22 protein-coding genes and 4 tRNA genes are annotated in these 24,004 nt (G+C 64.8%); 6 read left to right on the top strand and 20 right to left on the bottom strand.

From position 1 onward, the window contains the following. Nucleotides 1–38 precede the first annotated feature (38 nt). Nucleotides 39–845 carry a bifunctional hydroxymethylpyrimidine kinase/phosphomethylpyrimidine kinase gene (gene thiD / locus AB4Y31_RS06200; protein WP_368673139.1) on the top strand — a complete coding sequence of 269 codons (807 nt, stop codon included), beginning with the start codon at nucleotides 39–41 and terminating at the stop codon, nucleotides 843–845. Here the strand turns inward: thiD and AB4Y31_RS06195 are convergent. The 4 genes from AB4Y31_RS06195 to tsaB are packed head-to-tail and all read right to left on the bottom strand — an operon-like array spanning nucleotide 830 to nucleotide 4,113. Further along, nucleotides 830–1,933, bottom strand: a complete 1,104-nt coding sequence (locus AB4Y31_RS06195; RefSeq protein ID WP_368673138.1) for a DUF1853 family protein — start codon at nucleotides 1,931–1,933, stop codon at nucleotides 830–832. The two genes, thiD and AB4Y31_RS06195, sit on opposite strands and share 16 nt — an antisense overlap. Next, a complete protein-coding gene (locus AB4Y31_RS06190) occupies nucleotides 1,930–2,871 on the bottom strand; it encodes a uracil-DNA glycosylase family protein (RefSeq protein WP_368673137.1) in 942 nt (313 codons plus the stop codon). The genes AB4Y31_RS06195 and AB4Y31_RS06190 overlap by 4 nt, the downstream gene beginning before the upstream one ends. Then, the gene (gene rimI / locus AB4Y31_RS06185; RefSeq protein ID WP_107151658.1) at nucleotides 2,858–3,352 is read right to left on the bottom strand and encodes a ribosomal protein S18-alanine N-acetyltransferase; all 495 of its coding nucleotides are present in this window, start codon (nucleotides 3,350–3,352) and stop codon (nucleotides 2,858–2,860) included. Before rimI ends, AB4Y31_RS06190 begins: the two co-directional genes overlap by 14 nt. Next, on the bottom strand, nucleotides 3,349–4,113 hold the full coding sequence (tsaB, locus tag AB4Y31_RS06180; RefSeq protein ID WP_368673136.1) for a tRNA (adenosine(37)-N6)-threonylcarbamoyltransferase complex dimerization subunit type 1 TsaB: 765 nt from the start codon (nucleotides 4,111–4,113) through the stop codon (nucleotides 3,349–3,351). The genes rimI and tsaB overlap by 4 nt, the downstream gene beginning before the upstream one ends. 117 nt (nucleotides 4,114–4,230) lie before the next feature. On the opposite strand from tsaB, the gene AB4Y31_RS06175 reads away from it, so the two are divergent. From AB4Y31_RS06175 to aceA, 3 genes are all read left to right on the top strand, one after another. Then, on the top strand, nucleotides 4,231–4,500 hold the full coding sequence (locus AB4Y31_RS06175) for an acyl-CoA-binding protein (protein WP_018444170.1): 270 nt from the start codon (nucleotides 4,231–4,233) through the stop codon (nucleotides 4,498–4,500). Nucleotides 4,501–4,996: 496 nt separating this feature from the next. Continuing rightward, a complete protein-coding gene (locus AB4Y31_RS06170; protein WP_368673135.1) occupies nucleotides 4,997–6,577 on the top strand; it encodes a DEAD/DEAH box helicase in 1,581 nt (526 codons plus the stop codon). Between the two features lie 386 nt (nucleotides 6,578–6,963). Continuing rightward, nucleotides 6,964–8,274, top strand: a complete 1,311-nt coding sequence (gene aceA, locus AB4Y31_RS06165; protein WP_018444166.1) for an isocitrate lyase — start codon at nucleotides 6,964–6,966, stop codon at nucleotides 8,272–8,274. Between the two features lie 114 nt (nucleotides 8,275–8,388). Here the strand turns inward: aceA and AB4Y31_RS06160 are convergent, their stop codons facing one another. Beyond that, nucleotides 8,389–8,823 (bottom strand): universal stress protein, encoded by a 435-nt coding sequence (locus tag AB4Y31_RS06160; protein WP_026230320.1) that lies wholly within the window; start codon nucleotides 8,821–8,823, stop codon nucleotides 8,389–8,391. Between the two features lie 235 nt (nucleotides 8,824–9,058). Here AB4Y31_RS06160 and aceB point away from each other — a divergent pair, with 235 nt between their 5' ends. Continuing rightward, a complete protein-coding gene (gene aceB / locus AB4Y31_RS06155; protein WP_368673134.1) occupies nucleotides 9,059–10,651 on the top strand; it encodes a malate synthase A in 1,593 nt (530 codons plus the stop codon). Between the two features lie 108 nt (nucleotides 10,652–10,759). On the opposite strand, the gene AB4Y31_RS06150 is transcribed toward aceB, so the two are convergent. After that, nucleotides 10,760–11,182 (bottom strand): gamma-glutamylcyclotransferase, encoded by a 423-nt coding sequence (locus tag AB4Y31_RS06150; protein WP_368673133.1) that lies wholly within the window; start codon nucleotides 11,180–11,182, stop codon nucleotides 10,760–10,762. A 290-nt stretch (nucleotides 11,183–11,472) separates the two neighbouring features. On the opposite strand from AB4Y31_RS06150, the gene AB4Y31_RS06145 reads away from it, so the two are divergent. After that, nucleotides 11,473–12,351: a helix-turn-helix domain-containing protein gene (locus tag AB4Y31_RS06145; protein WP_368673132.1), complete on the top strand. Its 879-nt coding sequence runs from the start codon at nucleotides 11,473–11,475 to the stop codon at nucleotides 12,349–12,351. 34 nt (nucleotides 12,352–12,385) lie between these two features. Here AB4Y31_RS06145 and AB4Y31_RS06140 read toward each other — a convergent pair whose 3' ends face one another. The 14 genes from AB4Y31_RS06140 to AB4Y31_RS06075 form a co-directional block, all read right to left on the bottom strand. Continuing rightward, the gene (locus AB4Y31_RS06140) at nucleotides 12,386–12,850 is read right to left on the bottom strand and encodes a GNAT family N-acetyltransferase (RefSeq protein ID WP_368673462.1); all 465 of its coding nucleotides are present in this window, start codon (nucleotides 12,848–12,850) and stop codon (nucleotides 12,386–12,388) included. Nucleotides 12,851–13,048: 198 nt separating this feature from the next. Next, nucleotides 13,049–13,125 (bottom strand) — tRNA-Asp (locus AB4Y31_RS06135). Nucleotides 13,126–13,226: 101 nt separating this feature from the next. Next, nucleotides 13,227–13,302, bottom strand: a tRNA-Glu gene (locus AB4Y31_RS06130). Nucleotides 13,303–13,363: 61 nt separating this feature from the next. Then, nucleotides 13,364–13,440 (bottom strand) — tRNA-Asp (locus AB4Y31_RS06125). An 88-nt stretch (nucleotides 13,441–13,528) separates the two neighbouring features. Then, nucleotides 13,529–13,604, bottom strand: a tRNA-Glu gene (locus AB4Y31_RS06120). A gap of 311 nt (nucleotides 13,605–13,915) precedes the next feature. Beyond that, the gene (locus AB4Y31_RS06115; RefSeq protein ID WP_368673131.1) at nucleotides 13,916–15,307 is read right to left on the bottom strand and encodes an NAD(P)(+) transhydrogenase (Re/Si-specific) subunit beta; all 1,392 of its coding nucleotides are present in this window, start codon (nucleotides 15,305–15,307) and stop codon (nucleotides 13,916–13,918) included. Nucleotides 15,308–15,319: 12 nt separating this feature from the next. Continuing rightward, nucleotides 15,320–16,927 (bottom strand): Re/Si-specific NAD(P)(+) transhydrogenase subunit alpha, encoded by a 1,608-nt coding sequence (locus AB4Y31_RS06110; RefSeq protein WP_368673130.1) that lies wholly within the window; start codon nucleotides 16,925–16,927, stop codon nucleotides 15,320–15,322. Beyond that, nucleotides 16,924–17,709, bottom strand: coding sequence for a fumarylacetoacetate hydrolase family protein (locus AB4Y31_RS06105; protein ID WP_368673129.1), 786 nt, complete (start codon nucleotides 17,707–17,709; stop codon nucleotides 16,924–16,926). The genes AB4Y31_RS06110 and AB4Y31_RS06105 overlap by 4 nt, the downstream gene beginning before the upstream one ends. A gap of 23 nt (nucleotides 17,710–17,732) precedes the next feature. Continuing rightward, on the bottom strand, nucleotides 17,733–18,980 hold the full coding sequence (gene frc / locus AB4Y31_RS06100) for a formyl-CoA transferase (RefSeq protein WP_368673128.1): 1,248 nt from the start codon (nucleotides 18,978–18,980) through the stop codon (nucleotides 17,733–17,735). A gap of 162 nt (nucleotides 18,981–19,142) precedes the next feature. After that, entirely contained in the window at nucleotides 19,143–19,385 is a 243-nt protein-coding gene (locus AB4Y31_RS06095) for a hypothetical protein (RefSeq protein ID WP_018444156.1), read from the bottom strand. 87 nt (nucleotides 19,386–19,472) lie between these two features. Continuing rightward, entirely contained in the window at nucleotides 19,473–19,904 is a 432-nt protein-coding gene (locus tag AB4Y31_RS06090) for a PAS domain-containing protein (protein WP_368673127.1), read from the bottom strand. 165 nt (nucleotides 19,905–20,069) lie between these two features. Continuing rightward, nucleotides 20,070–21,320, bottom strand: coding sequence for a formyl-CoA transferase (gene frc, locus AB4Y31_RS06085; RefSeq protein ID WP_026230318.1), 1,251 nt, complete (start codon nucleotides 21,318–21,320; stop codon nucleotides 20,070–20,072). Nucleotides 21,321–21,361: 41 nt separating this feature from the next. Then, nucleotides 21,362–23,110 (bottom strand): oxalyl-CoA decarboxylase, encoded by a 1,749-nt coding sequence (gene oxc, locus AB4Y31_RS06080; RefSeq protein WP_368673126.1) that lies wholly within the window; start codon nucleotides 23,108–23,110, stop codon nucleotides 21,362–21,364. Nucleotides 23,111–23,228: 118 nt separating this feature from the next. Next, nucleotides 23,229–23,948 (bottom strand): GntR family transcriptional regulator, encoded by a 720-nt coding sequence (locus tag AB4Y31_RS06075; RefSeq protein WP_368673125.1) that lies wholly within the window; start codon nucleotides 23,946–23,948, stop codon nucleotides 23,229–23,231. Nucleotides 23,949–24,004 lie beyond the last annotated feature (56 nt).

Raw genomic sequence — 24,004 nt, 5'->3', positions numbered from 1 at the left:
AGGCTTCGCACACGTCCCGCTCTCGCACGTCTAGAACCATGTCGCGCTCCATTCCGAACGTGTTGACGATCGCCGGCTCCGATTCGGGCGGCGGCGCCGGCATTCAGGCCGATCTGAAGACGTTTTCGGCGCTCGGCGCGTATGGTGCGAGCGTCGTCACAGCGTTGACCGCGCAAAATACGCAGGGGGTCACGGCTGTCCATACGCCCGACGCGTCGTTCGTCGCGGCGCAGCTCGACGCTGTCTTCGGCGATATCGGCATCGACGCGGTCAAGATCGGCATGCTCTCGAACGCCCCCATCGTGCGCGTCGTCGCCGCCGCGTTGCGGCGCTACGAACCGCGTTGCGTCGTGCTCGATACGGTGATGATCTCCAAAAGCCATCGCGCGCTGCTCGAGCCGGACGCAGTCGCGGTGCTGCGCGACGAACTGCTGCCGCTCGCGACAGTCGTCACGCCGAATCTGCCCGAAGCGGCCGCGCTGCTGGGCGTCGTCCCGGCCGCGGACGAGCCGGAGATGCTGCGTCAGGGCGAAGCGTTGCGCGCGTTTGGCGCTCGTGCGGTTCTCATGAAAGGCGGACACCTTGCGGCGCCCGACAGCCCCGACTGGCTCGTCGACGCGAGCGGGTCGCACCGGTTCGGCGGCCCTCGCATCGCTGTCTCGAATACGCACGGCACCGGCTGTACGCTGTCGTCGGCCATCGCTGCCCTCGTGCCGCAGCGCGCTGACCTCAGGAGCGCCATCGCCGACGCCAAGGCCTACTTGCTCGATGCATTGCGCGAAAGCGGCCGGCTGAGCGTCGGGAGCGGGATCGGGCCGCTCCATCATTTTCACCGCTGGTGGTAAGGCCGGGCCGCGAAGGCGCAGGCTCGCTCGGGCCAATCGTCGGGTACGACGAAGCCGCGCGCGCATTCCCGCCAATGGTGCGAGCCGTCATCGCCCTCTGCACGGACGAACGCCGCGACCATCGTCGGATCGTCGTGCTGCGCCAACCGCTCGGCGAGCGCCTGCGCCGTGGAAAGCCTGGCCGCTTGCGCCCCGTCGCCTTTGCTCGAGCGCCGCGGCGCAAGCCACGCCAGTCGTGGCAGGACCGCCCAGGCGTCGGCGCGCTGGAGCGACAAGCGTGAGCTTTGCTCGATAGCTGAGTGGGATGCCAAATTGTCGACTCGGGCTGCGTCGCACGCGAACCGCGCCGCGAAGCGCGGCCACTGCCCGCGCGTGATCCAGAAGCCGCGCGCGTGCAGCGGATCGACAGCTCGGGGATACGACCTAGACGGGGCAACGCTGCCGACGGGGGCGTCCTCTCGCCAACGGTAAAACAGCCAGCCTTTGACGAGCATCTGAGCTTCCCACGGGCCCGCATGGCCGAGCGAAGCGAATTCGTCGCGTGCCGACAACGGCAACTGATGCTCGAGCAGACGGGCGAGCTTCACATCGAAGCGATCTTGCAGGTTCGGCCCGACATAGTCGGCCAGAGACGCTGATTCACCGCCGAGATGCAGATAGCACTTGACCGCGAGCTCCCAATGCTGGCGTCGGCCGCTTGCCGTTTCGACGAGGAAATCGCATTCCCCGACCGTGCGCCCCGCGAAGCGCAGCGCCACATTCGCGGCGATGAGCCGCGTCGCCGGACCATGGGCGAGAAAGTACGCCAGCAGGCATTCGGCATACCGGCCGAGCCGTGTCAGCCTCGATGTGGCGAGCGTTTGCCGCAACGGATCAGAATCGCGGTCGAGCGCGAGAAGCCAGGCTTCGGTCGCAGCCACTTCGTCCGCCGTCTCGAACGCATTCACCAGCATGCCGAGCGGGGGCTGCTCGCGCAGCAGAGGTGGACTGAAGAGGAGCCAGGCCAGATCGCGTACGGCGTCGTCGTCGAGTACAGCCAGCAACGCTTCGAGCACGGCTCGCCGATCGGCCGGCTCGAGCGCGTTCATCTTTCCGCCTGTTCGGCGAGCGCGCGCCGGTAGGTATCTTGCGCAAGGCACAGGTCGACCCAGGCTTTCGCCTTGTCCGTCAGGCTGCGCAACAAGTAGGCCGGATGATAGGTGACGATGACGGGTACATCCTGGTATCGATGAACGCGCCCGCGCAACGAGGAGATGCTTGCGTCGGTCTTCAGGAGATTCTGCGCCGCCACGCGGCCGAGCGCGACGATCAGCTTCGGCTTCACGAGCTCGACCTGACGCTGCAGGTAGGGCTCGCAGCGCGCCACTTCGTCGGGTTCCGGATTCCGATTGCCGGGCGGTCGGCACTTGACGACGTTCGCGATATACACGTTGCGGCCGCGTGCAAGCTCGAGCGCATGCAGCATGCTGTCGAGCAGCTTGCCGGCCTGCCCGACGAACGGCTCACCCTGCTTGTCCTCGTTTTCCCCCGGCCCCTCGCCGATCAGCATCCAGTCGGCTTCCCGGTCGCCGACGCCGAAGACCGTCTTCGTGCGCCGCTCGCAGAGGCGGCAAAGCTGGCAGGACGCGACACGCGCCTCGAGCGCCTCCCAGTCGAGCGCGGCGACGCCGGGCTCCGACGCATCAGTGTTACTGGTCCGCGCCGAAACAGCCGACGTAGTCTCGACGGATGCCGCTGGCGGCGAGACGTCGGCCCCGGATGAATCGGAGTCGTCGAATGCCGTCTCGTTCTCGATCGAGTCCGTCTGCGCTCGGACCGTCGGCTCGACCGGCGACACCGGCTTTGTCGCTTCGCGCGCCGCCACGGCTGGCCCGGCGACGGTCGTTGCCGGTACCGTGGCGCCGCGATCCCCGCCCGAGGAGGCCTCGGCGGTCGCGGTCGGTGTTGTCGTCGCTGTCCGCTCACCTCGCCGCACCCAGATCGGCGCGAGCCCCAATGTTTCGAGCGCGGCTTCATCGAACGCCATGCGCGTCCTCCTTCGGAAACGTGAATCGCATGACGAGCGCGTCTTCGCGGCCGCGATGGCGGGCGGGATAGTAGTTCTTGCGGCGGCCGATCGTCACGAAGCCGAAGCGCTCGTAGAGCCGCACGGCGCGCAAGTTCGACGGCCGGACCTCGAGCAGGATGCCCGCAAGCCCCTTGCCGCGCGCGATGTGCACGGCTTCACGCAGCAAAGCGAGCCCCGCCCCCGTGCGCTGAGCACGCGGCGCGACGCAGAGGTTCAGCAGATGCATCTCGTCGACGACGGGCATGAGCACGCAGTAGCCGATGAGCATGCCCGTGACGTGCCGCATGCAGACGCCGAAGTAGCCGTTGCGCAGCGAATCCTCGAAATTGCCGCGCGTCCACGGAAACTCATAGGCTTCGCGCTCGACTACCGCGACTTCGTCGAGGTCCGCGTCCGTCATCGGCGTCATATAGCGGTCGGTCAGCAACACTCCGCTCATGGAGCCGACTCCCGCGCCCGAAGGGCCCGTGTCGCGAGCCGTTCGGCCGTCGTTTGCGCGACTTTGTCGCGCACGTATTCGGGAGCCGCTTGATCGGCCGGCACGGTACGGCCGCCGCGATAGGCGCGCAAGGCCGCGTACGCAAGCGGGACGGCGTGCGGAACCGCATCGTGGTCGACGATGCTCGCAGCCGCCGCGGCCGGCAGCCGCTCGTCGAACTGCGCCGCGGCGTTGCCCGCGAGCGCGAACGGCTCGGAAGGAACGACGACGGCCGCGGGTGCCGCGAGCGCGGGCCGCGACAGCGTCTTCCATTCGCCCTCGCCGGCATCCCACGCGTAGTCGGCCCAGTAGACTTCGTCCATGCGAGCGTCGAGTGCGGCGAGCACGCGCGTCGACGCCGCATCGCGCATCCTGGCGCTCTCGGCGCAGGCGAGCAGCGTGCTGACGGGAACCACGGGCACGCCGAGCGCGAACGCCAGCCCTTGCGCTACCCCGGTGGCCGTGCGCAGGCCCGTGAACGAGCCTGGGCCGGCGCCGAACGCGATCGCGGAGCATTCGGCCAGTGCGAGTCCCGCTTCGTCGAAGAGCTCGCGCACCGCGGGCAGCACGCGGGCGCTCGATACGGCGCCGGTCCTATCGTGACGGCCCCAGATTCGCACAGGCGCGCCGGATTGCGCGCCAGGACTATCGTCGGAACAAAGCAATGCAACCGAGCAATATTCGGTCGAAGTGTCGATCGCAAGTAAAACGGTACGGGTCATGGCCGGTATTGTAATGCGACACCAGTGACTGACCGCGTTTGGAGGCGGTGCTCCAGGCTTTCGCGCTCGCCGCTTGCTATGATCGGCCGCCTGACTTTCAGGCAAGGAGACCGTTCAATGACCACTCTCGACGCGCGTTTCGAGCAGGCGCTGACCGACGTGAAGGCGCTCGCCGAAAAACCGGGCAACATGACGCTGCTGCGGCTTTACGCGCTCTACAAGCAGGCAACGGAGGGCGACGCGCACGGCGACAAGCCGGGCTTCGCCGATATCGTCGGCAAGTACAAGTATGACGCCTGGGCTTCTCTCAAGGGGACGGAGCGGGATCGCGCCAAAGAGCTCTACATCGAGCTCGTCGAATCGCTCAAAAGCGGCGCGGTCAGCTAAACAGGGCGTCCTCCGACTCGCGCGTGGCTCCTGTGAGATCGCCTTTCGCCTATCGGCTCGTCGCAGCGTGACCGGCCGTCCCCGGGCCCTGACGAGGTAAATCGGCTCGGGTGGCGCAGCGCAGCAAAACCCGGTATAATCCGCTCCGCGCCCTGTCGTGGCGGAAGTCTTCCTCGGCTTCCGCTGCGATCGGGCGCTTAAGTAGCGTTCCGCTCCAATCCAGTTTAGAAACTGTCCCTTCCGCCTAGGCCCGCTACGGGTCGTCTTGAACGGCTGGCGGCGGCGTCTTCCCGGCGTCCCGCATTCGAAACAGCTTCTAACGAAATGCTCGCAGCAACATGCGGGCTGCCCCCGTTTTTCGATTTGCTCGCAGCGGTCGTGCAGGCCGAACCTGTGACTCAGGTCGGTCGGAATGAGCGCTTTTGCGCGTAGTTCCGATCTCGAACGAAACGGTCGATTGGCGCCGGCGTTTTTTCCCTGTGTCACAAGGATTCTCATGACTTCGAGCTTCACCTCCACCTCGGCCTCCCCGCTCACCGCCATCGCCGATCGCGCACTCCGTCTCGACGACACGGCGACGCCCGCCGGCGACGAGCCCCAGGTGGCCGCACCCGCGGGCAGCGGCTTTGCCGCGCTGGGCCTTTCGCCCGCCATCGTCTCCGCACTGACGGCCGCGGGCTACGTCGAGCCGACGCCGGTTCAGCAGCGTGCCATTCCGGCCGGCTTGGCGGGCCGAGACCTGCTCGTGTCGAGCCCGACGGGCTCCGGTAAAACGGCGGCCTTCATGCTGCCGGCCATCGAGCGCTTCGCTCAACTGCAAAAGACGCCAGCCTCGCAGCCGGCGGAACAGAACGGCGAGCGCCGGACGCGGCGCGGGCCGCCCGTGGCGCGCCCGGCTCTGCTCGTCCTCACGCCGACGCGCGAACTCGCCATGCAGGTGACGACCGCGGCGTCGACCTACGGCAAGCATCTGCGCCGGTTGCGCACGGTCAGCATTCTCGGCGGCGTCGCCTACGGCCAGCAGTTGATGCTCCTCGCGAAGAATCCCGAGATTCTCGTGGCCACGCCGGGGCGCTTGCTCGATCACCTCGAGCGCGGCCGCATCGATCTGTCGCAATTGCAGATGCTCGTGCTCGACGAAGCCGATCGCATGCTCGACATGGGCTTCATCGACGACATCGAGACGATCGTCGCGGCCACGCCCGCGTCGCGCCAGACGATGCTGTTCTCGGCCACGCTCGACGGCAAGATCGGCTCGCTCACGAACCGGTTGCTGCGCGACCCGGAGCGCATCGAGATTCGCCGGCAAGCCGAGTCGAGCTCGAATATCGCACAGACGGTGCATTTCGTGGACGACCGCGACCATAAGGACCGCCTGCTCGATCACCTGCTGCGCGATGCCGCGCTCGATCAGGCGATCGTCTTCACGGCGACGAAGAACGATGCCGACCAGCTCGCCGGCCGCCTTGCCGATGCCGGCTTCGCGTCGGCGGCGCTGCACGGGGACTTGCCGCAAGGCGCGCGCAACCGCACGATCCGTGCGCTGCGCGAGCGCCGTTTGCGCGTGCTCGTGGCGACCGACGTCGCGGCCCGCGGGATCGACATTCCCGGCATCACGCACGTGTTCAACTACGATCTGCCGAAGTTCGCCGAGGACTATGTTCACCGTATCGGCCGCACGGGCCGGGCGGGCCGTTCGGGCACGGCGGTGAGCCTCGTTCATCATGCGGAGCAAGGCGCGTTGAAGCGGATCGAGCGCTTCGTACGCTCGCCGCTTCCGGTCAACGTCATCGAGGGATTCGAGCCGCGCAAGGCACCGCCCGCGAAATCGCGCGCGGGCGCGGGCGGCCGAGGTCGCCCCGGCGGCGAGCGCCGGCGATTCGGCTCGAACGCGGCAGGCACCGGCGCCGGCAACTCGCGCGGCGCCGGTGGGTATGGAGAGAGCCGCGGCAAGGCGTCCGCGAATGGCGACCGGCGCGGCGGCAGCGGTTGGAGCGGCCGGCCGACCGACGGCTCCCGGGACGGCTACGCCGCCCGGCGCGGCGACAGTGCGCGAGGCACCCGCCGCGGTAGCTAAGGCAGCAACAGCCGGCGCGCCTCTTTACGGGCGCGCCGGCTGATCGCCGCGCCGATCACGGCGCCGGCGATCGGACAGGCTCCTACCCGCCTTGAACGACGCAGCCGTAGCCTGTCTCGAAATTTCACGATGCGAAAAATATTTTTGAGACGTAAAAACGGTGCTGCGTGGCACAACGACGAGCGTTGCGGGATGAAAGATGTCGTTTCTCATCGTGAAATTAAAAACATAATGCCTTGATATTTAAGGAAAATAAAGACTAAAAAAGATAGAGACGATGGCTGTTGCCAGCTAACGAGATTGCCTAGACTCTTATATAAGACCTCGCCGCCGGCGAAGCGACGACGAGCACAGGCTTTTTTACTCTAGGCAACAAGGAGCACATCATGTCCCGTCAAGAGCAGGCAACTCAACTTCAACGGCAGTGGGAGACCGACGCTCGCTGGAAGGGCGTCAAGCGCGGCTACACGGCCGAAGACGTCGTGCGTCTGCGCGGTTCGCTGCATCCCGAGCACACGCTCGCCAAGCACGGCGCCGAGAAGCTCTGGAAGCTCATCAATACGGAGCCGTTCGTCAACGCGCTCGGCGCGCTGACCGGCAACCAGGCGATGCAGCAGGTCAAAGCAGGCCTCAAGGCCATCTATCTATCGGGCTGGCAAGTCGCGGGCGATGCGAACGTCGCTGGCGAGATGTATCCCGACCAGTCGCTCTATCCCGCCAATTCCGTCCCGCAGGTCGTCAAGCGCATCAACAACACGTTCACGCGAGCGGACCAGATCCAGTGGTCGGAAGGCAAGAACCCGGGCGACGAAGGCTATATCGATTTCTTCGCGCCGATCGTGGCTGATGCGGAAGCGGGCTTCGGCGGCGTCCTCAATGCCTTCGAGCTGATGAAGGCGATGATCGAAGCCGGCGCCGCGGGCGTGCACTTCGAAGATCAGCTCGCCTCGGTGAAGAAATGCGGCCACATGGGCGGCAAGGTGCTCGTGCCAACGCGCGAGAACATCGCCAAGCTCGTCGCGGCGCGCCTGGCAGCCGATGTCTGCGGTGTGCCGTCGGTGCTGATTGCCCGCACCGACGCAGAGGCGGCCGACCTGATCACGTCCGATGTCGATGAGAACGACAAGCCGTTCCTGACGGGCGAGCGCACGATCGAAGGATTCTTCCGCACGAAGCCCGGGCTCGCGCAAGCCGTCTCGCGTGGCCTCGCGTACGCGCCCTACGTCGATCTCGTCTGGTGCGAAACGGGCAAGCCCGATCTCGAATACGCGAAGAAATTCGCCGAAGCAATCCACAAGCAATTCCCCGACAAGCTGCTGGCCTACAACTGCTCGCCCTCGTTCAACTGGAAGAAGAATCTCGACGATGCCACGATCTCCAAGTTCCAAAAGGAACTCGGGGCGATGGGCTACAAGTTCCAGTTCATCACGCTGGCGGGCTTCCACTCGCTCAACTACTCGATGTTCGATCTCGCGTACGGCTACGCGCGCACGCAGATGAGCGCATTCGTCGAACTGCAGCAGGCCGAGTTCGCGGCGGCCGAGAAGGGCTTCACGGCCGTCAAGCACCAGCGCGAAGTCGGTACCGGCTACTTCGACGCCGTGACGCAGACAGTCGAGCGCGAAGCATCGACGACGGCGCTTCACGGCTCGACCGAAGACGAGCAATTCTTCGACAGCAAGAAGGTCGCCGCCTAAGCAGATCAGTGTGAGGAGCCATTCGGAAACGCGACGGGCCAGCCGGCCCGCTCGCGTCTTCGATCCGCCCCGGCGCGCCGGTGACGGACCGATCGGCGCTATTGCACGGCGCGCTTATCGGTAGACGAGGACGGGGATCTTCGTATGCGTGAGCACGCGCTGCGTTTCGCTGCCGATGAGCAGACTGCCGAGTCCGCGGCGGCCGTGCGACGCCATGAAGATGACGTCGCAGCGGCCCTGCTCCGCGGCTTCGATGATGCCGAGGTACGGCGACGGATGCACGCTCGTCTGGCACGTGCAGGCGACGCCCGCGCGCCGGGCCGCCTCCTCCACGTCTTCCAGGTGCGAGCGGGCTTCGCGTTCGCTGCGCGCGACAAAGTCTTCCGGCAACTCGACGGCCGCATCGGAAAACGGCGAATAAGGATACTGGGGCAGGCAAGCGTAGGCAGTGACACGCGCGCCGATCGCTCGCGCAAGCTCGATCGCGCCGTCGATCGCCTTTTGCGAGAGATCCGAACCGTCGGTCGGGACCAGGATGTGCTTGAACATGATGCCCTCCTCGGCGGCTGCGTCGCGCATGGCGCGGCGTCGCCGCGATGCGCGCGTTGTGCGAAGGCGGCAGCGCCTGATCCGATTGTAGTGCGCGGGTCGCGCCGCTTTCGTCCGATGTAAGGGACAGTCCGCATATCGAAAACCCGCCCGACCCGACCGCCTCGTCGCGCGACCCGCTCGTTCGCCGCGGCCCCGCCGATCTCGCCATCCCCCTTCCAGGAGACATACCATCATGCCCAACACGCTGCCCTTGCCTTCGGGCGTCGAAATCACCGGCGCCATCGAGCCGGGCTTCGAGAAAATCCTCACGCATGACGCGCTCGCGCTCGTCGCGAAGCTGCATCGCACGTTCGAGCCGCGCCGGCGCGAGCTATTGCAGGCACGCGCGGCCCGCACCGAACGGCTCGATGCGGGTGAGCGCCCGAGCTTCCTCGCCGAGACGAAAGCGATTCGAGAACGCGATTGGACGATCGCGCCGCTTCCGCGCGATCTCGAATGCCGGCGCGTCGAGATCACGGGCCCCGTCGAGCGCAAGATGATCATCAACGCTCTAAACTCGGGCGCCGACGCCTACATGACGGACTTCGAGGATTCGAACACGCCGAACTGGCACAACCAGATCACGGGGCAGCTGAATTTGATCGACGCGGTGCGCCGCACGATTTCGCTCGAGCAGAGCGGCAAGACATACAGGCTCAACGAGAAGATCGCCACGCTGATCGTGCGTCCGCGCGGCTGGCACCTCGGCGAGAAGCACGTGAAGGTCGATGGCCAGCGCGTATCGGGCGGCATCTTCGATTTCGCGCTCTATCTCTTCCATAACGCGAAGGAACTCGTCGCGCGCGGCAGCGGCCCCTACTTTTATCTGCCGAAGCTCGAGAGCCATCTCGAAGCGCGCCTCTGGAACGACGTATTCGTCGCGGCACAGGAAGCGCTCGGCATCGCCCGCGGCACCATCCGCGCGACAGTGCTGATCGAAACGATCCTCGCGGCGTTCGAGATGGACGAAATTCTCTACGAGTTGCGCGAGCACAGTTCGGGGCTCAACGCGGGCCGCTGGGACTACATCTTCTCGGCAATCAAGAAATTCAGGAACGACAAAGACTTTTGCCTCGCGGACCGAGCGCAGATCACGATGACGGTACCGTTCATGCGCGCCTATGCGTTGCATCTGCTGAAGGTCTGCCACAGGCGAAATGCGCCCGCGATCGGCGGCATGAGCGCGCTGATCCCGATCAAGAGCGACGCGGCGGCGAACGAAAAGGCCATGAGCGGCGTACGGGCCGACAAAGCGCGCGATGCCACGGACGGCTATGACGGCGGCTGGGTCGCGCATCCGGGACTCGTTCCCGTTGCGATGGAAGAGTTCGTCAAGGTGCTCGGCGACAAGCCGAATCAGATCGCCAAGCAGCGCGACGACGTACAGGTGACGGCGAAGGATCTGCTCGACTTCCGCCCCGAGACGCCGATCACGGAGGCCGGCCTGCGCAACAACATCAACGTCGGCATCCACTACCTCGGCTCCTGGCTCGCGGGCAACGGCTGCGTGCCGATCCACAACCTGATGGAAGATGCCGCGACGGCGGAGATCTCCCGCTCGCAAGTCTGGCAATGGATTCGCTCGTCGAAGGGCAAGCTCGACGACGGCCGCAAGGTCACGGCCGAACTCGTGCGGGATCTGACGAAAGAGGAACTCGAGAAAGTGAAAAGTGAGGTGGGCAGCGACGTGGCGCCCTACGTCCGCGCCGCGCAGATCTTCGAAAAGATGTCGACGGCGGAGCAATTCACCGAGTTCCTGACGCTGCCGCTTTACGAGGAGCTATAAGCCGTGGCCTGAACGGCAGGCACGGCTGTCGCGAGCTGCGTGCACCCGTGTCTGCGCGTTGCGCCATCGTTCTCTCGACACCCGACTGCAACTCATGAGCCCCCGACGTCATCCGAGCGCCGGCTCCGCGTCGCGTGCGAGCCGGTACTCGACCCAGTCGCCGATTGCGATTCGCGGCAGGCCGGCCACCGATTCGGCGTCGACGGGATAGTAAAGGCAGGTCAGGTTGCGCCCGTCCACGGCGACGGTGACTTCGCGAGACTTGAAAAGCCCCTCCACGCCGGGGTAGACCTCTTCGATTTCGTCGAGAACGGGGACGAGGGCATCGTCGATCTCATAGACGTCGCCGCGCACGGGTCCGGCAGCGGCGTCCAGCACGAGTCCCGGGTAAGCCCCAAAGTCATAGAGACGCCCGCGCACCGCGGCAGTGCCGATGAGACGCGGCGCCTCGATGTCATGGCGTGCCGCGGCGCGCACAATATCGTTGATCTCGCCTGCGCGCAACGTGCCGTACACGAAAACGTATCGCATCCGCACTCGTTCTCCTGTTCGCTCGCCCCGTAGTGGCATGGTGGGTGGCTCTTTCCGCCGGACGCCGCTCGCCTGCCAGGCAGGCTCGAAGCGCGGAATACGGCACGCACGCCGCCGGAGCCGTGCCGGCCGCGCGCATCCAAAGAACGCATTATGCATGCCTCGAGCGGCACCGCGGAACCCGGGCCGCTCATACAATAGCGAACCATGAGGACCCGTGAGGATTCGCGCGCCGGCCCTATGCCGCGCTCCGCGAAGCCCGCTCGAGTCGCCTGCCGATCCGTTTCACCATGACCGAATCGACTGTCCCACTGCCTTCGGCGCGCGTACGCTTTGCCGACATTCCGCCGCAATTCGCGCCGACGCGCGACCATCCGGTCCGCGTACGCTCGCGAGCCGTCCCGGCCGGCGAACGCATCGCCTTGCACATGCACGCATGGGCGCAGGTGGCCTACGCGTCGCGTGGGGTGCTGCGCATCGGCGTCGAGAGCAGCACCTGGATCGTCCCGCCCTCGCGCGCAATCTGGGTGCCGCCGCACGTGCCCCATGAAGTCGTCATCGTGGAAGACGCCTATCTGCGCGCGCTCTATATCGACGAATCGGTAGTGCCGGCGGGACTCGAGAGTTGCCGCGTCATGGAAGTCTCGCCGCTTTTGCGCGAACTGATCGCGTCCATCGACGCGGCCGATTTGTCGCCCGCGCGTGAGCGCCTGCTCGGCGCGCTCGCCCTCGATGAGCTGACGCACTCGGTCCCGTTGCCGCTATCGGTGCCGATGCCGCGCGAAAAAAGGTTGCGCGCACTTTGCGATGCGCTGCTCGCCGACCCCGGCAACGCGGACCCGCTCGAGTATTGGGCGGCAACGGTCGGCGCGAGCACGCGCACGATTGCGCGGCTCTTTCGGCAGGAACTCGGCATGAGCTACTCGCAATGGCGCCAGCAGGCCGTGCTCGCGCGGGCGATTCCGCTGCTCAGCCAGGGCAGGCCGCTGTCGCATATCGCGCAGGCGCTCGGCTACCAGAGTCAGAGCGCGTTTTCGGCCATGTTCCGCCGAGCGTTTGGCGAGAGCCCGCGGGCATTCATGGTGCGCGGGCACGAGCGCCGGCAAGAAAGCGAGGCGCTCGAAGAAGACGAACTCGAGGATCTACCGGACGGCCAGGCCGGCCGTTGATCGGCGCCCGGCGCTTTTTCTGGGCGGATGCGGATCAGACGCGCCGCGTCATATGGCGGATCGCGCCGATCTGAGCGATCCGCGGGCCGCTCACGCGATAGCCCATGCGCAGATAGAGACGCGCAGCCGGGTTGTCGACGAAGACGCGCAGCTGCAGCTCGCTCAATCCCCGCTCATGAGCCCAGCGATGCGCCGTCTCGAGCATATAAGTGCCGGCACCCTGGCCGCGGTAGCCTGGCGCGATTTGGACGTCGCGGATGTGCAGCGAATCACCCTCTTCGGTCAGGCGCATGACGCCCACCCGCTCGCCGTCCGCTTCGAGAATATAGTTTTCCGATTCGCGCCAGCTGACGAAGAAGAGATCGGCACGCCAGACGAGATGATGGCGTTCGTAGTAGCCGTTCATGTTGTTGCGCGTCAGCGCCTCGGCGAACTCGAAGTCTTCGGGCGCGGCGTCGCGCAGGGCGAACGGCAGCGGTGCGTCGGTGGGAGCGAACATCTGCGCGGCAACGGGACGATTCAGGGACACGGTACGGCACTGGGACGCCGCTTGCAACTGAGATTTCCCCCGGCGATGGTGCGGCGCGACACATGGCTGCCGGCGCGTGTCACGGCCGCTCTCTTCGGTTCCGATCCACGTGCGATTAGCTGTAAGCCAAAAAAAAGCCCGTTGAATTCATCAACGGGCTTTTCGATTTGGCGGAGTGGACGGGACTCGAACCCGCGACCCCCGGCGTGACAGGCCGGTATTCTAACCGACTGAACTACCACTCCAGTCTTGCAGATCATGGCCCGCGAGCGTCGGTCGTGTCTCACGGGCTGCGGCGTCTCGTGCCTCCGGGTTCAACCCGGCGCTCGAATACGCCACCGATATCTGGCGTCCCCTAGGGGATTCGAACCCCTGTACTCACCGTGAAAGGGTGATGTCCTAGGCCTCTAGACGAAGGGGACAAACGTACCGCTTACACCTTTATTAAAAAAGCCCGTTCAAGCCTACTGAACGGGCTTTGTCTGGCGGAGTGGACGGGACTCGAACCCGCGACCCCCGGCGTGACAGGCCGGTATTCTAACCGACTGAACTACCACTCCACTTTCTTGCATCATACTCGCGAGCGTCGGTCTCGTCTCTCGAGCTGCCGTACCTCATCGCTTCCGCGACTGAAATACCGCCGATGTCTGGCGTCCCCTAGGGGATTCGAACCCCTGTACTCACCGTGAAAGGGTGATGTCCTAGGCCTCTAGACGAAGGGGACAAAATCTCTTCGTACTACCGCGCTTCGCAATCAACTTTCGCCGAAAGCGAAGAACGCTATTCTAGCTTCCCGTTCGCCGTTTGTGAAGTTTTTTCTTTCCTCACATCGGGCGCCGGAAGGACTTTCTGCGCGCCGGCGGATCCATTCCCGCAACGATCGATCGCGTTCCGCGAAAGCGCCCTAGCTTCGAAAGCGAAGCCTGCGATTATACGCATCGTCCGCCGTGATGCGCAAGCGAACGCCGACGTCAGGTTCGGGGTTCGGGTTGGCCCAACAGAGATCAGCAATCGGTCCGCCGACCGGCCCCTTCCTCAGACCGCCAGAGCCTGCAGCAGCGCATCTACGCTCGCTTTCGCGTCGCCGAACAGCATCCGCGTGTTTTCCTTGCAGAAGAGCGGATTGTCGACGCCCGCATAGCCGGACGCCATGCTGCGCTTCGAGACGACGACGGTGCGAGCCTTCCAGACTTCGAGCACCGGCATCCCGGCAATCGGGCTCGCCGGGTCTTCGAGCGCGCCGGGATTGACGATATCGTTCGCACCGATCACCAGCACGACGTCGGCATGGGCGAAGTCGTCGTTGATCTCGTCCATCTCGAGCACGATGTCGTACGGTACCTTCGCTTCGGCGAGCAGGACGTTCATGTGACCCGGCAACCGACCCGCGACGGGATGAATGCCGAAGCGCACGCGCACGCCCATCGCGGAAAGCTTGCGCGTGATCTCGCTGATCGTCGATTGCGCCTGAGCCACGGCCATGCCGTAGCCCGGCACGATGATGACATCCGACGCATCGCGCAACATGGCGCCGACTTCGTCGACCGTCGCCGAGACGACCTCACCCTCGACCTGCGCCGCGGCCGCGCCGCTCGACGCGCCGAAACCGCCGAGTATCACCGATAGAAAGCCTCGGTTCATCGCGCGGCACATGATGTAGCTCAGAATCGCGCCGCTGGACCCGACGAGCGCGCCCGTCGTGATCAGCAGATCGTTGTCGAGCATGAACCCCGTGGCCGCCGCCGCCCAGCCCGAGTAGCTGTTCAGCATGGACACGACGACGGGCATATCCGCCCCGCCGATCGCCATCACGAGGTGAACGCCGAGCGCGGCGGCGAGCACGATCATCGTCAGGAGTGCGAACAATCCGGACTCGACGGTCGGTGCCGTCAGAAAGCGATAACCGAGCACGGCGCACAGTGCGACGACGAGAAGATTGAGCAGGTGCCGAGCGGGCAAGACGAGCGGTTTGCCGCCGATCGTCCCTTGCAGCTTGAGGAACGCGACGATCGATCCGGCGAACGTCACCATGCCGATCAGTGCGCCAAGGTAGATCTCGCATTCGTGGATCGTCTGCTGCACGCCCTCTTGCCCCGCCGCGGGCGCGATATAGCTGTTGACGGCCGTCACGACGGCCGCGAGGCCCACAAAACTGTGCAGGATCGCCACGAGCTGCGGCATCTGCGTCATTTCCACGCGCTGCGCGAGAAGCGCGCCCAACGCCGCCCCCGTCGCGGCACAGACGACAACGATCGCAAGACTGACGCCGGGCGCGATGACAAGCGTCGCCGCGACGGCAATCAGCATGCCGATCATGCCGTACAGGTTGCCGCGCCGCGCCGTGAGCGGATTGCCGAGGCCGCGCAGGCTCAAAATGAACAGCGTGCTCGCGCCCAGATACGCGATATTGCCGATTCCGTTCAACATCAGGACTCCTTATCAATTGCGCTGGAACATTCTCAGCATGCGCTGCGTGACGAGAAATCCACCCGCGATGTTGATCGTCGCGACGAAAAGCGCGATGCCGCCAAGCGTCGTCACAAGCGTGTTCGACGTGCCGAGCTGCAGCAGCGCCCCGATGACGATGATGCCGCTGATCGCGTTCGTCACGCTCATGAGCGGCGTATGCAACGCCGGCGTCACGTTCCAGATGACCTGGTACCCGACGAAGACCGCGAGCACGAAGACCGTCAGATGAGCAACGAACGACGGGGGCGCAACGGCTCCCAATGCGAGCAACGCCACGGCGGCAATGGCGACGAACGCGAGCGTGCCCATACCGGGTTTCCGTCGAGCGCCTTCGCCGTTTTCCTTCTGAGCGGCTGCGCCCGGCGCGCGCGCCGCATGGTTCGCCGATTCGCCGGCACGCTCGACGCTCGCCTTGTTTTCCGTCGCCGGCTGCTTCGGCGCGGGCGGCGGCCAGACGATCGAACCTTCGTGAACGACCGTCGCGCCCCGCATGACTTCGTCGTTCATATCGATTCGCAGCGCGCCATCCTTGTTCGGCGTGAGATCGGTCAGCAAATGCCGGATGTTCGTCGCATAGAGCTGGCTCGACTGCGTCGCCATCCGGCTCGGCAGGTCCGTGTAGCCGACGATCGTCACGCCGTGCACGTTCACGACCTCGCCGGACTTCGTGAGCTCGCAGTTGCCGCCCTGCTCGGCCGCCATATCGACGATCACGCTGCCCGGCCGCATCGACTCGACCATCTCGGCCGTGATGAGCGTCGGCGCGGCCTTGCCGGGAATCAGCGCAGTCGTGACGATGATGTCGATTTCCTTCGCCTGCGCCGCGAAGAGCGCCATCTCGGCCTCGATAAAGCGCGCGCTCATTTCCTTCGCGTAGCCGCCGCTGCCGCTGCCCTCCTCTTCGATATCGACTTTCAGGAAGTCAGCGCCCATGCTTTGCACTTGCTGCTCGACTTCGGGGCGCGTATCGAATGCGCGCACGATCGCGCCGAGGCCGCGCGCCGCGCCGATGGCCGCAAGCCCCGCCACGCCGGCGCCGATGACCATCACCTTCGCCGGCGGCATCTTGCCCGCCGCGGTGATCTGCCCCGTGAACAACCGCCCGAAGTGGTGAGCCGCTTCGATCACGGCGCGATAGCCGGCCATGTTCGCCATCGAGCTCAACGCGTCGAGCTTTTGCGCACGCGAAATGCGCGGCACGCAGTCCATCGCGAGGACGCTCGTCCGACGCTCGGCGAGGCACGTCAGCAACCCCGGGTTTTGAGCGGGCCAGACGAAGCCGATCAGCGTGGCACCTTCCCGGATCAGCGAGGTCTCGTCGACGTCGAGCCGCGGGTGGACTGCGGGCGGACGCACTTTGACGACGACATCCGCCCCGGACCAAAGTGCGCGGGTATCACTGACGATCTCGGCGCCGGCAGTGCGATAGGCGTCGTCGTCGAACGACGCGGCGGCTCCGGCACCCGCTTCGACCGTCACCGTGTATCCGAGCTTGATCAACTGCGCGACGGTATCGGGCGTCGCCGCGACGCGGCGCTCGCCCGGATGCACTTCGCGTGGCACGGCGATGGTCGTCATTGCTCCCCCGTCGCCGCGAGCGTGTTCGAAAGCGAGCCGATCCCATCGATCGACACCGTCACCGTCGCCCCGTCCTTGATCGATCCGACGCCGATCGACGTGCCGCACGCGATCACGTCGCCCGGCATCAGCGTCATGTCCTGCGAGAGCAGGCTCACCTGCTGCGCCGGCGAGAAGATCATGTCGTCGAGCGGATAGTTCTGCCGCTCTGTATCGTCGAGTCGGGTTGCCACGCGCGCGGCGCGCCAATCGAAGTCGCAGCGGATCGCAGGGCCGATGCAGCTGAACGTATCGAAGCCCTTTGCCCGACACCATTGCGCGAAGTTCGGATCTTCGTCCAACAACTCGACGGCCGTGACATCGTTGATGCAGGTATAGCCGAAGATGTACCGATCGGCCTCGTCCACCGCCACGTTGCTGCAGCGCTTCCCGATTACGATCCCGAGCTCGCCCTCATAGGCGATCTTGCCGCGGTATGCACGGGGGCGTCGGATGGGCGCGCCCGGCCCGATCACGGACATCGGCGGCTTGATCAAAAACAGCGGATGAACGGGCGCGGCCTTGCCGAGCTTCTCGGCAAGCGCATGGAAGTTGTTCCAGAGCGCGACGACCTTGGTCGGCACGCACGGACTCAACAGCGTCACGTCGTCGAGATGCCGCCGGCCTCCCGTTCGTTCGGGGTCGCCGAACATGTCGCCGCGATATTCAACAACGCAGTCGTCTTCGAGCAAGCCGAAGCCGACGCTTTCGTCCTTCGACAGAAAGCGGACCCATGATGTCATGGGGGTTCTCCTTTATCGGATCGTCAGATCGCTCCGACCTCGCGCAGATGCGCGACGTCTTCGGGTGTGAAGCCTAGCTCGGCCATGACTTCGTCGGTATGCTCGCCGAGCAGCGGCGAGCGCGTCACCAACGTGGGGCTGTCCGACAGCTTGATGGGATTGCCGACCGTCAGGTACGGCCCGCGAACCGGATGATCGACTTCGACGATCGTGCCGGTCTCGCGCAGCGCTTCGTCTTCGGCAATCTCCTTCATCGAGAGCACCGGGCCGCAAGGGATGTCGTACTTGTTCAGAATCTGCATCGCCTCGAACTTCGTCTTCGTCATCGTCCAGCGCTCGATTTCGGCGAAGATCTCCTTAAGGCGCGGCAAGCGTGCTTGCGGCGTCGCGTAGTCGGGATCGGTAATCCACTCTTCCTTGCCGATCACGTTGCAGACCTTGGCCCATACCGGGGCCTGCGCGATGAAATAGATGTAGGCGTTATAGTCCCATTCCCAATTCTTGCAGCGCAGGATCCAACCCGGCTGACCGCCGCCCGACGCGTTGCCCGCGCGCGGCACGGCCGGCCCGAACGTCCCCTGCGGGTGCTGCGGATATTCGCGCAACACACCCGTGCGGTCGAGCCGCTGCTGATCGCGCAGCTTGACGCGGCACAGATTGAGCACGGCATCTTGCATCGCCGCGAGCACATACTGTCCGCGGCCGGTCATCGTCCGTTGATAGAGCGCTGTCACGATGCCCAGCGCGAGATGGAGTCCGGTGCCGCTATCGCCGATCTGCGCGCCGCTCACGACGGGCGGGCCATCGTCGAAACCCGTTGTCGACGCGGCACCGCCCGCGCACTGCGCGACATTCTCATAGACCTTGCAGTCCTGGTAAGGGCCGGGGCCGAAGCCCTTGACCGACGCCATGATCATGCGCGGATTCAATTCCTGGATGCGCTCCCAACCGAAACCCATCCGCTCGATCGCACCCGGCGCGAAGTTCTCGACGAGCACGTCGCATTGTCGAATCAACGCCTCGAGGACCTTCTTGCCTTCGGGATGCTTCGCGTCGATCGTGACCGAACGCTTGTTGTGGTTGAGCATCGTGAAGTAAAGGCTGTCGGCATCGGGGATGTCGCGCAGTTGCTCGCGCGTGACGTCGCCGGCTCCCGCCCGCTCGACCTTGATCACGTCCGCGCCGAACCAGGCGAGCAGCTGCGTGCAGGTCGGGCCGGACTGCACATGCGTGAAATCGAGGACGCGCACACCCATCAGTGCCTTGCTCACTTCCTGTCTCCCAAACTCGTTTGTCTCTATCGGCACCGTGTTCTCTGCACAGCTTCGGTGCCATTGCACCGGCAGGTTTTCAAACCCGGGTCGGCGCATTCAATTTGTTCTGTACTACTAAATAAATAACCAAGAACGCCGCCCGAGCATGCACCGCAGAACTCAGGCCGAGGCGGCGCCGACGAGCGCGATTGCCACACGCCGCGCGGCGGCAAGCGCGGCAGCTTCGCTCTCGAACACGGCGTCATCGACGACGCGTTGATACGGCAGAATACTCAGCTTCGGTTCGCCCGCCGCCCCATCTTCGGCGTTTCGGACCGCCGCATAGGCGGTCCACCCGCCGTTCTCGATGAGCTGCATCGCGGACAGCTCCAGCCGGTACGATCCCACAATCTCCACGCGCATCGCTTCCTCGTTTGCTCTTGCCAACCCGAGCCGCCGTGTCGCCGCGCATGCGTCGAGCGCGGCGCGGCGACCGATCGGTGGATGACGTCAAGCCCCGACTCGGGCCTCCAATTCGGTGAGCCGCTTGCGCAAATTGCGCTCTTCCTGAAAGCGGCTCGTTTCGTCGCGAATGACAGCGACGATTCCGCTGAGCGTGCCCGGCGCCGAATACAGCAGCGCGACGGTGAATGCGATCGACAACGCCCTTCCGTCCTTGTGCACGGCGGGCACCTTGAGCACATCGTTGCCGTAGCGCGTCTCGCCCGTTTGCATCGTCTTCTGGTAGCCCTCCCAATGACGGGCTTGCAGACGTTGCGGAATGATGAGGTCGAGCGACTTGCCCAGCGCCTCTTCTTCGCTGAAACCGAATATTCGCTGCGCCGCCGGATTCCAGAGGGTGATCCTGCCTTGCGGATCAGAGACGATGATCGCGTCGCCGACGGCCGCGACCAGTTGTTCGAGATCGATCGTCGTTTGCATGGTGCTCTCTCACTCCGTTCGTTGTGCCGCTACGGGCAGGATAGACCGGGTCGCCGCGACGCCTGGCGCCTCTGCTGACGTCGATGGCAGGCGCCGCGGGGCGATTGCTTCGACGATAAACGAAAAAACGCACGCCCGCCGCGGTGGCCTCGCCCGCCCATGTCTTCAGACGGCCTTCGCCTCGTGCATATGGGCGATCTGCTCCTTGCTGTAGCCGAGTTCGGCCAGCACTTCGTCCGTGTGCTGCCCGAGGAGCGGCGAGGCGGTGATCTCGGGCCTGAGGTCGGAGAACTTGATAGGACTGCCCACCGTCAGATACTTGCCGCGCACAGGGTGATCGACTTCGACGATCGAGCCGGTCTTGCGCATCGATTCGTCGTAGGCGAGCTCCTTCATGCTCAGCACCGGCGAGCAAGGAATGTCAAATTTGCGCAGGATATCGACGGCCTCGTACTTCGTCTTGCCGGCGAGCCACTCCTCGATCTTCGCGAAGATGTCGAAGATATGCGGCTGGCGCGCGTCGGGCGTGTTGTAGTCGGGGTCGTTGATCCATTCAGGACGTCCGATCGCGCGGCAGATCGGCTCCCACGCGTGATCTTGAACGGTGAAATAGATATAGGCGTTCGGATCGGTTTGCCATCCCTTGCACTTGAGCACCCATCCGGGCTGGCCGCCGCCGCCCGCGTTGCCGCCGCGCGGCACCACATCGCTGAATGTGCCGTGCGGATACTGCGGATACTCTTTGAGGTAGCCGACGCGCTCGAGACGCTGCTGATCGCGCAGTTTCACGCGGCACAGGTTCAGCACGGCGTCTTGCATCGAGACGGCCACCTTCTGTCCCTTGCCCGTCTGCTGGCGGCCGATGAGGGCCGTGAGAATGCCGATCGCGAGATGCATGCCCGTGTTGCTGTCGCCGAGCGCGGCCGCGCTGACCGTCGGCGGGCCGTCCCAGAAGCCCGTCGTCGAGGCGGCACCGCCGGCGCACTGCGCGACGTTCTCGTAGACCTTCAGGTCCGAATAATGATGGCCTTCGGAGAAGCCCTTCACCGAGGCGACGATCATCTTCGGATTGAGCTCGTTGATGCGTTGCCACGAAAAGCCCATGCGGTCCAGCGCGCCGGGCCCGAAGTTCTCGACGAGCACATCCGAGCCGCGAATCAGCTTCTCGAGAACCTCCTTGCCTTCGGCCGTCTTAGTGTCGAGCGTCAGCGAACGCTTGTTGCTGTTGAGCATCGTGAAGTAAAGCGCATCGGCATCCGGAATGTCGCGCAGTTGATTACGCGTCACGTCGCCGGAGCCCGGACGCTCGACCTTGATCACGTCGGCACCGAACCAAGCCAGCATCTGCGTGCAAGCGGGACCCGCCTGGACGTGCGTGAAATCGATGATCTTGATTCCTTTGAGCGGCAGTGTCACTTTCATTCTCCTAAGGGTGTCGTGTCGGGCGATGTCAGGCGTCAGTGCTTCTTCGCCGAGCTTTGCGGATTGAGGTTGGTCAAGCGGCCGCTTTCGGTGCCGGCCGATTCGTCGATGACGGCGTTGATGAGGGCGGGTTTGCCGGTCTTGAACGCCTCGGCCACGGCTTTTTCGAGCTCGGCCGGTGTGGTCACGTGATAACCCGTGCCGCCGAACGCCTCGATCAGCTTGTCGTAACGCGAGCCCTTGACGAACACCGTCGGCGCCACGTCCTTGCCGCCGGACGGATTCACATCCGTGCCGCGATAGACGCCGTTGTTGTTGAAGACGACGATGCAAACGGGCAGGTCATATCGGCAAATCGTCTCGACCTCCATCCCCGAAAAGCCGAACGCGCTATCGCCGCAGATCGCGAGCACTTGTTTGCCGGTCTCGACGGCCGCGCCGACCGCGAAGCCCATGCCGATGCCCATCACGCCCCAGGTGCCGCAATCGAGACGCTTGCGCGGCTCGTACATGTCGATGACCGCCCGCGCGTAGTCGAGCGTATTCGCGCCCTCGTTGACGAGCATGATGTCCGGATGCGCCTTCACGACATCGCGCAGCACGCGCAGTGCGCTGTGGAAGCTCATCGGCGTCGGGTCCTTCCCGAGTGTTTCCGCCATCTTCGCGAGGTTCTTGTTCTTGCGCTCGGCCACGACTGAAAGCCACTCGGCACTCGGCTTCGGGAAGCTCGGGTCGATTCCCTCGAGGAGCGCCGAGACGCACGAGCCGATATCGCCGACGACGGGCGCCGCGATTGCAACGTTGCTGTCGATCTCGGTCGGCGCGATATCGACCTGGATGAACTGCTTCGGCGCCCCCCAGGTCTTGCCCTTGCCATGAGCGAGCAGCCAGTTCAGGCGCGCGCCGACGAGCAGGACGACGTCGGACTCGGCTAACACGAACGAACGCGCGGCCGATGCCGATTGCGGATGCGTATCGGGCAGAAGCCCCTTCGCCATCGACATCGGCAGATAGGGAATGCCCGTCTTTTCGACGAGCGCCCGGATCTCGGCATCGGCCCGCGCGTAGGCCGCGCCCTTGCCAAGCAGGATCAACGGACGCTTCGCGCCTTTGAGCAGGTTGAGCGCGCGCTGGACCGAGTCGGGCGCGGGCAGCTGGCGCGGCGCGGGATCGACCACGCGCACGAGCGAGTTGCGTCCCTCGACGGCGTCGACGGCCTGAGCCAGCAGCTTCGCCGGCAGGTCGAGATAAACGCCGCCCGGGCGTCCCGACACCGCGGCGCGGATCGCGCGAGCTACGCCGATACCGATGTCCTGCGCATGCAGCACCCGAAAAGCCGCCTTCGCATGCGGCTTGGCGATGTTGAGTTGATCCATCTCCTCGTAATCGCCTTGCTGGAGATCGACGATCTCGCGCTCGCTCGAGCCGCTGATGAGGATCATCGGAAAGCAGTTCGTCGTCGCGTTGGCCAACGCCGTCAGCCCATTCAGGAAGCCAGGCGCGGATACGGTCAGGCAGACGCCGGGCTTTTGCGTCAGATAGCCGGCAATCGCCGCCGCGTTGCCCGCGTTTTGCTCGTGCCGAAAGCTGATGACGCGCATTCCTTCAGCTTGCGCAAGCCGCGCCAGGTCGGTAACGGGAATTCCGGGCAAGCCGTAGATGTTCTCGATACCGTTGAGCTTCAACGCTTCGATGACGAGATGAAAGCCGTCCGTCATCGGCGAAGTTTTAGTTTCAGTGACTTGGGGGACCTTCAGTTCGATCGCCCCAGCTGCTTCTGCCATGTCATGCCTCCTTGGCGCAGAGTTGTTTGTGTTTGTTGTGATATACCATATATCACACACTGTATTAGATCAAGCGTTTTTTGCGTCGCCGCTCGGCGTCGCCTGTTCTGCTCGCCCCTTAGTCGAGAAAGTCGCAGTGCCCTTCCACGAATGCCGCCAGATCGAGCGAGTGCTGGCGCGCGAGCTGCTCGGCAAGCTCGGTATCACGAGCCTCCAGTGCCTCGATGATGCGCATGTGATCGTGTATCGAACGCGCGGCGCGATCGCGCTCGCCGATAGTCATCCGACGGATCGCGCGCACGTGCATGAAGATGTTTTTGCTCGTTTCGACGAGCACGGACGATTGCGAGAGCTCGAAGACCGCCTGATGAAATGCGATGTTGGCCTCGGAGTACTCGTCGACGTGCTCGGCGGGCGTCGTTTCGCCGAAGTCGGCGAAGATGCGGCGCAGCCCTGCAATTTCCGCGTCCGAAGCGCGTGCGGTCGCGAGCCGCGCCGCCATGCTCTCGAGCGCCGCCCACATATAGATCATCTCGACGATTTCGCGCTTCGTCTTGCGCTGGATATAGACGCCGCGCCGCGGCACCGTCCGCAGAAACCCCTCCTGCTCGAGCAGGGTCATCGCTTCGCGCACCGGCGTACGGCTGACACCGAGCGCCTCGGCCAATTCCTTTTCGTCGAGCCGGATGTCCTCGCGGGACTCATAGATGTCCGTCTCGGCGATGGCTCGCCTCAAGCTGGCATAAGCCCTGTCACGCAACGACAGGGAACCTCCGATCGGCGCAAGCGATAACGACACTTGCGGCGACCCGGGCTCGATGTGCCTGTCCGTGGACATAGTCTCCTCGCGGTCTGAGTATGTTTAATACTGTATATCAGATATCTACGAGGTCA

The organism is Trinickia sp. EG282A (assembly GCF_040965455.1).
Taxonomy (GTDB): domain Bacteria; phylum Pseudomonadota; class Gammaproteobacteria; order Burkholderiales; family Burkholderiaceae; genus Trinickia; species Trinickia symbiotica.
Note: the sequence above shows the minus strand (reverse complement) of the source record. Positions and strands in the feature narration are given on the sequence as shown.